This window comes from Phytoactinopolyspora endophytica (genome assembly GCF_004138495.1).
GTDB lineage: Bacteria > Actinomycetota > Actinomycetes > Jiangellales > Jiangellaceae > Phytoactinopolyspora > Phytoactinopolyspora endophytica.
In genome coordinates this window covers 374,519-377,350 of record NZ_ML142854.1, presented here as the reverse complement: position 1 = coordinate 377,350, position 2,832 = coordinate 374,519, and the positions used below count along the sequence as shown (strand labels likewise).

The window sequence follows — 2,832 nt, the reverse complement described above, 5'->3', positions numbered from 1 at the left end:
GCCGACTGGGCGGAACAGAACCAGGACGTCATCGACCGCGTGCGCGCGTCGTTCGAGGAGGCCGCAACGTTCGCCGCCGAGAACCCGGAACGCGCCGCCGAGATCATCGTCGAGCGCACCGGTCTTCCGGCCGAGGCGGCCGAACGGATCCCACTGCCGAACTCACGAGCAGACATCGAGGCCGACCAGCTCCAGCTGTGGATCGACGCGATGGCGGACCAGGAACTTCTCGATTCGACCCTCGATCCGGCCGGATTGGTCGCCCCATGAGCATGCGGACCAGGCTCGCTCCTGCCCTGGCCGATACCCACCTGGACGGCGAGACCAAGGTGACCGACCGGAGCGCTGCGCCGGAGGGCACGGGATCGATCAAGGTGTCCGGCGTCGGCTATGGCTACCCAGGTGTCCGCACCGGCCAGCGCGTCATCGACGATCTGGAGTTCTCGGTCCGGCCAGGTGAGTTCGTCTGTATCGTGGGCCCGTCGGGCTGCGGCAAGACCACTCTGCTCAAGCTGTTGTCCGGGCTGATCGCGCCGGAGGCCGGGAGCATCCTGGTCAACGACGAGGCGGTCAGCGGGCCACCGGAGAACCTGGGCTTCGTCTTCCAGGATCATGGCCGGGCGCTGCTCCCGTGGCGCAATGCCGTCCGGAACGTGGAGTTCAGCTTGGAGGCCGCCCGCGTTCCTCGACGCCGGCGCAAGGACATGGCGAGGGACGCCCTGCGCCGGGTTCATCTCCCCGACGTGGAGAACCTCTATCCCGCGCAGATGTCCGGCGGCATGCAACAGCGGCTGCAGATCGCCCGGGCGCTGGCGGCCACACCATCCGTACTTCTCATGGACGAGCCGTTCGCCGCGCTGGACGCGCTGACCCGCTTCGCGCTGGAGGACGCTCTCCTCGAGGTCTGGCAGGAGCTGGGCCTCACGGTGGTGTTCGTGACCCATGACCTCGACGAAGCCATCTACCTCGCCGACAGGGTCATCGTGCTGCGACGGGGCCCGGCTCACGTGGTCCGGGAGGTCCGGGTCGACCTGGAGCGGCCCCGCGATCAGGGCCGTACCCGGGCCGAGAAGGACTTCGTGGCGCTCCGCTACGAGCTGTTCGAAACGATCCGAACGCTATGAGCCGCACCGCGAGCGGACTTACAGCGGCGATCAGATCGTCCCTGCTCGGCCTGGTGGGAGTCGCCGGTCTGACGGCTGTATGGGCGGGTGCCGTGGCCGGTGGCCTGATCGACGGCGTTCCGTCACCCGCCGAAGTCTTCCCGGCGCTGACCGATCAGCTGCAGGCATCCGAGCTGTGGCGGGCCACCGGCCACACGTTGGGCATGACGGCTGCGGCCACCGCGATCGCCACCGTGGTAGCCGTGCTACTCGGAACCGCCGTCGGGATGTCCGCCGCGATGGACCGGCTGCTCGGGTCGACCATCAACACTCTGCGCTTCGTGCCACCGGTCGCCCTCATCCCCGTCGTGCTCCTGCTCATGGGATTCGGCCCAGGCAGCGAGATCGCCGTCGGGGCGTTCGCCGCCCTCTGGCCGGTCCTGCTCAACGTGGCCTCCGCTACGAGCGATCTGAGGCACCGGTTCGAGGACATGACGAAGATCGAGCGGCTCAACCCTGTACGAAAGCTCGTGACCGTGTACGTGCCCGGCGCGCTGCCGGCGACGATCACCGGCGTTCGTCTGGCGGCGGCGCTGGCGCTGATCCTCGTGGTGGCCATCGAGATGCTGGCGGTGCCGCAGGGCCTTGGACACCAACTGCGCTTCGCCGGTGACGCCCTGCAACTGCCGACCATGTACGCCTACATCCTGTGGACGGGCGTCGTCGGTCTGCTGCTCAACACGGTGCTACTGGCCGGCGAACGTCGTCTGCGCTGGACATGAGTCGTCCGCGATGGATACGAAAGGACGACGGATGAAGCACGCGACACATGTGGCTCAGCGGCTCGCCCTGCCGGTGGCGCTGGTGGGGCTCTGGCAGCTGGCGGTCAACGCTGGATGGGTGAACACCGTCTTCGTGCCGCCCCCGGCCGACGTCCTGGAAGCCGGCTACGACGGGTTCACCGAGAACGGGTTGTTGCAGGCCACGGCAAGCACCACCGGGCGTGCCCTGCTGGGGCTGGCCATCGCGGCGGCCGTCGCCATTCCGGCCGGCCTGTTGTTCGCTATCTCTGAATTGGTGGACAGCCTGACATCGCCGGTGCGGGAGTTCTTCCGATCGCTCCCGACGGTGACCGTGATCCCGGCCTTGATGGTGGTGGTCGGTCCCGGCGACAGTCTTACCCTGCTCGCGGTGGCCTTCGGCGCGGTCTGGCCGGTGCTGCTCGGCACCATGCTCGGTGTCCGGCAGACCGATCAGACGCTGCTCGACGTGGCCAAGGTGCACCGGTTGTCGGCATGGGACTCGGTGTTCCGGGTCCGGCTGCCGGCGGCTCTGCCCCAGATCATGACCGGCCTGCGGATCAGCTTGGCGATAGCGCTGGTCATCGCCCTGGTGGTGGAGATGATGAGCGGCCACGGAGGTCTGGGATCCCTCGTAGTGGAGGCGCGTAGCCGGTTCCGGAACGCCGATGTCTTCGCGATCGTGGCCGTGATCGGCGTCGTGGGTCTGGCCCTGAACGCCCTCATGGTCCGGGTGGAACGACGGTCCCAGCGTGCTCGCGTCGTCTGACGGTGTTCCACCAATTTGGCAATGCGTTTCGCGGTGCGGATCACCCCATTGTGTCAAGGTCTGCCGACCCTGACAGTTGACGGTATTCGCCCCGCACCCCTCACGGAAGAGAAGGAGTAGGACGTGGATCGCGCTACCCCGCACGCCGCGCCGGCCGGGC

At 67.9% G+C, this 2,832-nt stretch carries 3 protein-coding genes and 1 pseudogene; all 4 read left to right on the top strand.

Features of this window, described 5'->3' with window-relative positions; genetic code table 11:
* Positions 1-270, top strand: a pseudogene (locus tag ELR45_RS35220) (hypothetical protein); the annotation flags it as partial.
* Positions 267-1,124, top strand: coding sequence for an ABC transporter ATP-binding protein (locus ELR45_RS14815; protein ID WP_205856603.1), 858 nt, complete (start codon positions 267-269; stop codon positions 1,122-1,124). The pseudogene ELR45_RS35220 and the gene ELR45_RS14815, both read left to right, overlap by 4 nt.
* Positions 1,121-1,885, top strand: a complete 765-nt coding sequence (locus tag ELR45_RS14810) for an ABC transporter permease (protein ID WP_129667082.1) — start codon at positions 1,121-1,123, stop codon at positions 1,883-1,885. The genes ELR45_RS14815 and ELR45_RS14810 overlap by 4 nt, the downstream gene beginning before the upstream one ends.
* A 31-nt stretch (positions 1,886-1,916) precedes the next feature.
* Entirely contained in the window at positions 1,917-2,672 is a 756-nt protein-coding gene (locus ELR45_RS14805; protein ID WP_165367784.1) for an ABC transporter permease, read from the top strand.
* The last annotated feature ends 160 nt before the right edge of the window (positions 2,673-2,832 follow it).